Below are 6,073 nucleotides of genomic sequence, written 5' to 3'. Positions count from 1 at the left end.
GGGGGGGGGGGGGGGGGGGGGGGGGGGCGGCGCGCGCCCCCCCACCCGCCCCACCGATCCCCTGAATGCGGGTGTCGATGGGCCTGACACCTGACCGTGCTTGGCCCCGGGGCATGCCCAGCGGGTGCCCGAGGGGCTTGGACTTTTCCGGGTCGGCACGCAAGGTGCTACAAGCTGTAACGCTGTTGACCCCCTCGCTTCATCATGTCCATCGCCGGTTTTCACTCCCTCGTCCTGCGCGCGCGCCGCGCTGTGAATGTCCTCGTGGCCGCCTTTGCGCTCGGCGCTGCGGCCAGCGCCTCGGCCGCGCCAGTGCTGGGCGCCCAGCTGTACTGGCAAGGGGGAGACGTCACGGTGGAGGTGCAACGCGCGACGGCCGCCTACAACAGCGAGTTGCGCCTCTACCACCCGGACAGCACCTACACCTTCATCGCCTACAACGCGCCGAACCGCAACCCGGTCGGCACCACGATGGCGCTGGGCGCCGCGTGGCTGGATGGCTTTTACAACGTGGGCGATGAGCTGCTGTTCGGCATCCATGTCTTGAACACCGGCCACACCTTCTGGATGGGGCCTGCGCTGCGCAACGCTGATCGGCAGTTCCACGCCACGGTGAACGCGACGGCGCGGCCGGGTTGGTACCGCGTGAGCTTTGAAGACTTGTACGGCGGCGGCGACCGCGACTACGACGACAACGTGTTTGACTTCCGCGGCAGCATTCGCCCTCAGGGGCAAGTCAGCGAACCGGCGGTCTTGGGCTTGGCGCTGTGGGGCTTGGCGGGTGCGGTGGCGCTGCGTCGCCGTCGCCCCTCGGCCGTTTGAGGCTCTGGTGCTCTTCTTGCAAACGGCCCTTCGGGGCCGTTTGTCATGGTGCCATCAACTCAGCAGCCACCAGCCCAACAGCATCGCCGCGGTGATCACCACCCGGAAGCGCCAAGCCCAGGACAGCCAAGCCATCGGATCGGGTGGATCGGGGTGTTCCGGCGTGAACATCCCTTCCATCGGGCCTTCGCGGCGCATCCAGTGCAGCATCCGCCCCAACTGGGTGTTGTGGTGGTCGCCCTTGCGCCGCTCGCGCGTGACCAGCTGCGGTCGGCGGCGTGCGGCCTCCAGCCGGTGGCGCACGTCGGCGTCCAGCCAGCGGGCCTCGGCTTGATCCAGCAGGGGGGTGAGGTCGTTCAGCGAAGGCGCGATCGCCGGTTGCCCGCAGGCCTCGCAGGCGGTGTCGCGGTTGGGGTCCATCGGGGCCCCGCAGGCCACGCACGACCAGGCAAAGGGTTGCCCGTCGGGGCGGGGCGTGGTGCCCTTGTTCGCCTGCGCGTCGTGGCGCAGGCCGTGCATCAGTCGGGGCACGTCGATGACCACCAGGGGACTGTCGCAATAGGTGCAGCGTTCGGTTTCACCGCGGGTGGGCGCGCCGCAGTTCAGGCAGTTGAGCGGGTGCTCGCGCGACGACCAAGCGTGGCGCTCGGCCGGCAGCAAGCCCCGCACAAAACCGCGTTCGGCCAGCACGCCGCTGTGGCTGTGAAGGTGCCCGTGGCGGCTTGGGCATTCCAGCATCACGAACTGACCGAAGCGGCTGCGGTTGTGCACGGCTTTCAGCGGGACGGCGCAGCGCGGACAGCCCATGGGCCTGGGGCGGGCCGGCGGCAGGGCCAGGCCGGCGCCGTCTTGCAGCAGGCGCAACAGCATCACCCAGCCCAAGCCGGTGAGCGAGACCGACTCAAAGGCATCGAACCACACCAGCCGGCAGCCGCCGCAATGGTCCACCTCCACCACGCGCTGGTGCCGCACCGGCAAGAGGCGACGGTCCATGCGGCTGTCGCAGCGCGGGCAGCGCAGCGTGGTGGGGTCGGCGGTGGCCATGGAATTGCTGGTGCTCATGCGGCGATGATGCCCGGATGATGGACGTGAATCAGGCCCTGCAGGGCGCGCTGCGACCTCATTCCGGTGTCGCGCAGCCGGCACCCGGGCCGGCCCTCGTGCTGGGCGCCGGGGGGTGGCTGGGCGCGGCCTTGCTGGCGCAGGTGCTCGCGGCGGGTCATGGTCCGGTCGGGGTCTGGGTGCGGCAGCCCATGGCCAGCACGCACCGGGGCTTGCTGAGCCTCACCGAGCAGACCCTGGCTGCACCCACGCCAGCCGACCGCCTGCGTTGGCAAGGCGGCACCGCGGTCGTGGTCCTCGAGCGCGCGGGGCTCGTCGGTGCGCGCGATGGAGCCTTCCTGGCGCCCGAGGTCGCCGACTTGAAGGTGCTGGCCGCGCAGTTGCTCGACCTCGGGGTGATCCGCTTGGTCGTGGTGGTACCGCATGCGGCGGCGAGCCTGCCGGCGGCCTTGCGGCAGGGCTTGGCCCACCCGGACGAGGTGGCGCTCGTCGCGATGGGGTTCAAGCAGGTGCTGCTGGTGCGCAGCAGCCGAGACGCCCTGGATGTGCCTGCAGGCACGCCCTGGTGGGAGCGAGTGGCGGCCTGGTGGTGGGCTCAGCTGCGTTGGATGGTGCCCAGCGACGAGCGCCCCCTGCGCTCGGTGGCCCTGGCCCGAGTGGTGGTGAGGGCGGCGCGATTGCTGGGGGAGGTGCCTCAAGGGGTGTGGGTGCTGCCGCAGGATGTGGCCAGCCGTGCGGCCCACGCCCCAGCGGGCCTCGACTGCGTGCTACGACCCTGGCTGGACGGGGCTGTCGGTTCTCACTGAATGCTGAACTCGAGTATCCTTCAGATCAATGACTTGCGCGGCCACGTGTCATGGACTCCTGAACTGGCGTCTCACTCAAGTCTGGATTCCTTGCAAAGCGTCGCACTCAACTCTGAACTCGCGCTCGTCGGCTGCGGGTAGGAACCGCCGTCCAGCCTGCACGCACGGTGCCACAAAGGCGCTTCGTTCCAATGGGAGCCTTGCCATACTTGATTTGCAAGCCCCCGGTGAGACCTCTGCGAAAGCATGCCCGAGGGGCAAGTTCATTTCCGAATTGATGGCCAGCGGGACGTGCCGGTGTTCGGGCGGCGCTGGCGGCTCTAGCCTCAAGTCACACCAGCCCCAGTGAGGGGCTCCGATGCACGGCAGGGCTTCATCCGCTCGCCAGCGATCACCGAGATGGCGCAGCGATGCTCCGGTCTCTTGTCAAAGACGCAAAGGTCTTTCGGTAGTCTCTCGGTGAGATGGTCAGCCGTTCTCGAAAGTGGTGCCTGAGTACTTGAACACTTCCAAAGCCCACCTCCGCTGCGATCCGCTCCACCGATAGCGCCGTGGTCTCGAGCAATCGCTGGGCTTGGGCAATTCGCTGTTCGATGAGCCACTGGCCTGGGCTAAGGGATGTTGCCTCGACGAAGCGCCGCAAGAAAGTGCGGGGACTCATCGCAACCAGTGAAGCCATGCGCTCGACGGTCCAGTCCGTACTCAACTCCGCCCGGATTGCGTCGAGTGCCTCGGTCAGACGGTGCCAACGGTCCGCTGGGACGGCCCGCTCGATGAACTGAGCCTGTCCTCCACTTCGATGTGGCGGCATGACCAAGCGGCGAGCGACCGAGTTGGCCGCTTCCACGCCGTAGTCCTGCCGAATGATGTGCAGCATCAGATCAATGCCGGCAGCGCTTCCCGCCGAGGTGAAGATCCGATCCTCCTCGACGTACAACACATCAGCATCCACTGAGATCTCGGGGTGACAAGCCTTGAGCTTAGCGGCATACCGCCAGTGAGTAGCGGCCCGGCGCCCGTCCAGCAGCTTGGTGGCTGCGAGTACGAATGCGCCGGAGCAGATCGAGGCGAGGCGAGCGCCGCGCTCCCACGCGTTCCGAAGCTTTTCAGCAAGGTCGTCAGGAACCGGGACGCCGGCGCCCTTCCAGCCCGCTGCCACGATCAGATCGGCCTGATCGAGCAACTCGAGGCCACCGGCCGTTGTGAACGTCAGGCCTCCGTGTGCTCGCAGGGGACCGGGCTCCACTGCCGCCGTCGCGAATCGGTACCAGTTGCGCCCCATCTCCGGTCGGCTCAGTCCAAACACCTCCGCCACGATCGCGAACTCGAAGGTGCAAAGACCATCGTGGGCGAGCGCCACGACCAGGGGACCGGTCAAGTCGTCGAGGGGTTCCATGTGCACGAACTGCAGAGCTGGCGAGAAATTGGCGATAAGTGTCTTTTACGCCAATTGTTGCATCCGTCATTGATCGACACCATGACGACTCCCAATCAACGGAGCCTGAAGTGCCCACTGAAGTGACTGCCATCCCTGCCGCCCCGTCCGCCGTTGCTGAAGCCCACTTTGCAGCGGAGTTCACGTTCGAAACCGACTGCTGGGATGTGCACGAAGGCCTGGAGATCGGAGCGGACTTCGTCCTACTCGATGTCCGTTCGCCGGCCATGTACGCCAAGGGCCACGTCCCTGGAGCGATCAATCTGCCCCACGGCAAGCTCGTACAGAGCAAGCTCGCGCAGTGGCCTGACAACACGTTGTTCGTGACCTACTGTGCCGGGCCGCACTGCAATGGCGCCGCACGCGGAGCCTTGCGCCTGGCCAAGCTCGGTCGCCCGGTCAAGATCATGTCGGGCGGGATCACCGGCTGGATCGACGAGGGCTTCGAACTGGCAACGATCGAGAGCGGCGCCTGACTCCATGTGCCTGTCGTCATCGGCATTCGAAGTGACGCTGGTGACTCATCGGGGGTTGCCGGAGGGCGCTCCCGACGACGTTCTCTTGGCGAACATGTTGCGGGAGGCCGGTCTGAAAGTCAGTACGACGCCGTGGAATGCGCCAGCCCACGATTGGTGAACCGCCCCGGGTTTCGAGGAGGCTCAACAATCTGAAAGGATTGAGCCATGAGCAAGTCGAACAAGTTTTCGCCTGAGGTGCGTGAGCGCGCGGTGAGGATGGTGCAAGAGCACCGCGGGGAGTACTCGTCGCTGTGGGCGGCCATCGAGTCCATCGCGCCCAAGATTGGCTGTGTGCCGCAGACGTTGAACGAGTGGGTCAAGCGCGCAGAGGTCGATGCTGGTGTGCGCGATGGCGTGACGACCAGCGAAGCCCAGCGCGTGAAGGACCTCGAACGCGAGGTGCGTGAACTGCGCAAGGCCAACGAGATCCTGAAGCTGGCCAGCGCGTTTTTCGCCCAGGCGGAGCTCGACCGCCGCATCAAGTCCTGAAGGGCTTCGTCGACCAGCATCGCCAGCAGTTCGGGGTCGAGTCGATCTGCCGCGTCTTGCAGATCGCCCCGTCGGCGTACTGGCGCCATGCCGCCCGTCAGCGCAACCCGGTGCTGTGCTCGCGTCGCGCGCAGCGTGATGCCAGTTTGGTGCCGCAGGTCCAGCGCGTTTGGCAGGCCAACATGAAGGTCTATGGCGCTGACAAAGTCTGGCGTCAGCTCAACCGTGAGGGCGTCGCAGTGGCGCGCTGCACTGTGGAGCGATTGATGCGCCGGGAGGGCATGCAGGGCGTGCGTCGCGGCAAGGCGGTGCGCACCACCGTTCCTGATCCCAAGGCGCCATGCCCGCTGGACCGGGTCAACCGGCAGTTCCGCGCCGAGCGGCCCAATCAGCTCTGGGTCTCGGACTTCACTTACGTCTCAACCTGGCAGGGCTGGGTCTACGTGGCGTTCGTCGTGGACGTGTTCAGCCGGCGCATCGTGGGCTGGCGCCAGAGCAGTTCGATGCAAACCGAGTTCGTGCTCGATGCGCTGGAGCAGGCGCTGTACGACCGCAAACCATCTGACAACGGCAGCCTGACGCATCACTCCGACAGGGGCTCGCAATACTTGTCCATTCGCTACAGCGAGCGATTGGCCGAAGCTGGCATTGAGCCTTCAGTGGGCTCCAAGGGTGACAGCTACGACAACGCGCTGGCCGAGACGATCAATGGGCTCTACAAGGCCGAGGTGATCCACCGGCGCGGGACATGGAAGACCAAGCAGGCGGTGGAACTGGCGACGCTGGAATGGGTGGCTTGGTTCAACCATCACCGACTGATGGAACCCCTGGGCTACCTACCGCCAGCCGAGTTCGAGGCCAACTACCATCGACAACGCGCTGGTCAGGCCGCGACCGTCTGACTTAAACCAACGGGCCCCCGCGAAACCCGGGGCGGTTCA

6 protein-coding genes and 1 other annotated feature are annotated in these 6,073 nt (G+C 66.4%); of the genes, 4 read left to right on the top strand and 2 right to left on the bottom strand.

All coding sequences use genetic code 11. The features are described from left to right. Positions 1 to 204: 204 nt before the first annotated feature. Positions 205 to 822, top strand: coding sequence for a hypothetical protein (locus O9335_RS10815; RefSeq protein ID WP_298387780.1), 618 nt, complete (start codon positions 205 to 207; stop codon positions 820 to 822). A gap of 54 nt (positions 823 to 876) precedes the next feature. Here the strand turns inward: O9335_RS10815 and O9335_RS10810 are convergent, their stop codons facing one another. Beyond that, a complete protein-coding gene (locus tag O9335_RS10810) occupies positions 877 to 1,884 on the bottom strand; it encodes a zf-TFIIB domain-containing protein (RefSeq protein ID WP_298387777.1) in 1,008 nt (335 codons plus the stop codon). A 17-nt stretch (positions 1,885 to 1,901) separates the two neighbouring features. On the opposite strand from O9335_RS10810, the gene O9335_RS10805 reads away from it, so the two are divergent. After that, the gene (locus O9335_RS10805) at positions 1,902 to 2,690 is read left to right on the top strand and encodes a hypothetical protein (RefSeq protein WP_298387772.1); all 789 of its coding nucleotides are present in this window, start codon (positions 1,902 to 1,904) and stop codon (positions 2,688 to 2,690) included. A gap of 391 nt (positions 2,691 to 3,081) precedes the next feature. Here O9335_RS10805 and ftrA read toward each other — a convergent pair whose 3' ends face one another. After that, positions 3,082 to 4,086: a transcriptional regulator FtrA gene (gene ftrA / locus O9335_RS10800; RefSeq protein WP_298387769.1), complete on the bottom strand. Its 1,005-nt coding sequence runs from the start codon at positions 4,084 to 4,086 to the stop codon at positions 3,082 to 3,084. A gap of 122 nt (positions 4,087 to 4,208) precedes the next feature. Between ftrA and O9335_RS10795 the strand changes: the two genes are divergently transcribed. Together O9335_RS10795 and O9335_RS10790 are read left to right on the top strand one after the other, a co-directional pair. After that, positions 4,209 to 4,601, top strand: a complete 393-nt coding sequence (locus O9335_RS10795; protein WP_298387767.1) for a rhodanese-like domain-containing protein — start codon at positions 4,209 to 4,211, stop codon at positions 4,599 to 4,601. 207 nt (positions 4,602 to 4,808) lie between these two features. After that, a protein-coding gene (locus tag O9335_RS10790) for an IS3 family transposase (protein ID WP_298387764.1) occupies positions 4,809 to 6,034 on the top strand; the annotation gives its coding sequence in 2 pieces (ribosomal slippage) (positions 4,809 to 5,100 and positions 5,100 to 6,034; 1,227 coding nt in all). Next, positions 5,087 to 5,203, top strand: a sequence feature (AL1L pseudoknot). It overlaps the preceding gene by 117 nt. Positions 6,035 to 6,073: the final 39 nt, after the last annotated feature.

The sequence above is a fragment of the Inhella sp. genome, assembly GCF_027532025.1.
Taxonomy (GTDB): Bacteria; Pseudomonadota; Gammaproteobacteria; order Burkholderiales; family Burkholderiaceae_C; genus Inhella.
The sequence above is the reverse complement of the archived record's forward strand: the minus strand, read 5'-3'. Positions and strand labels throughout refer to the sequence as shown.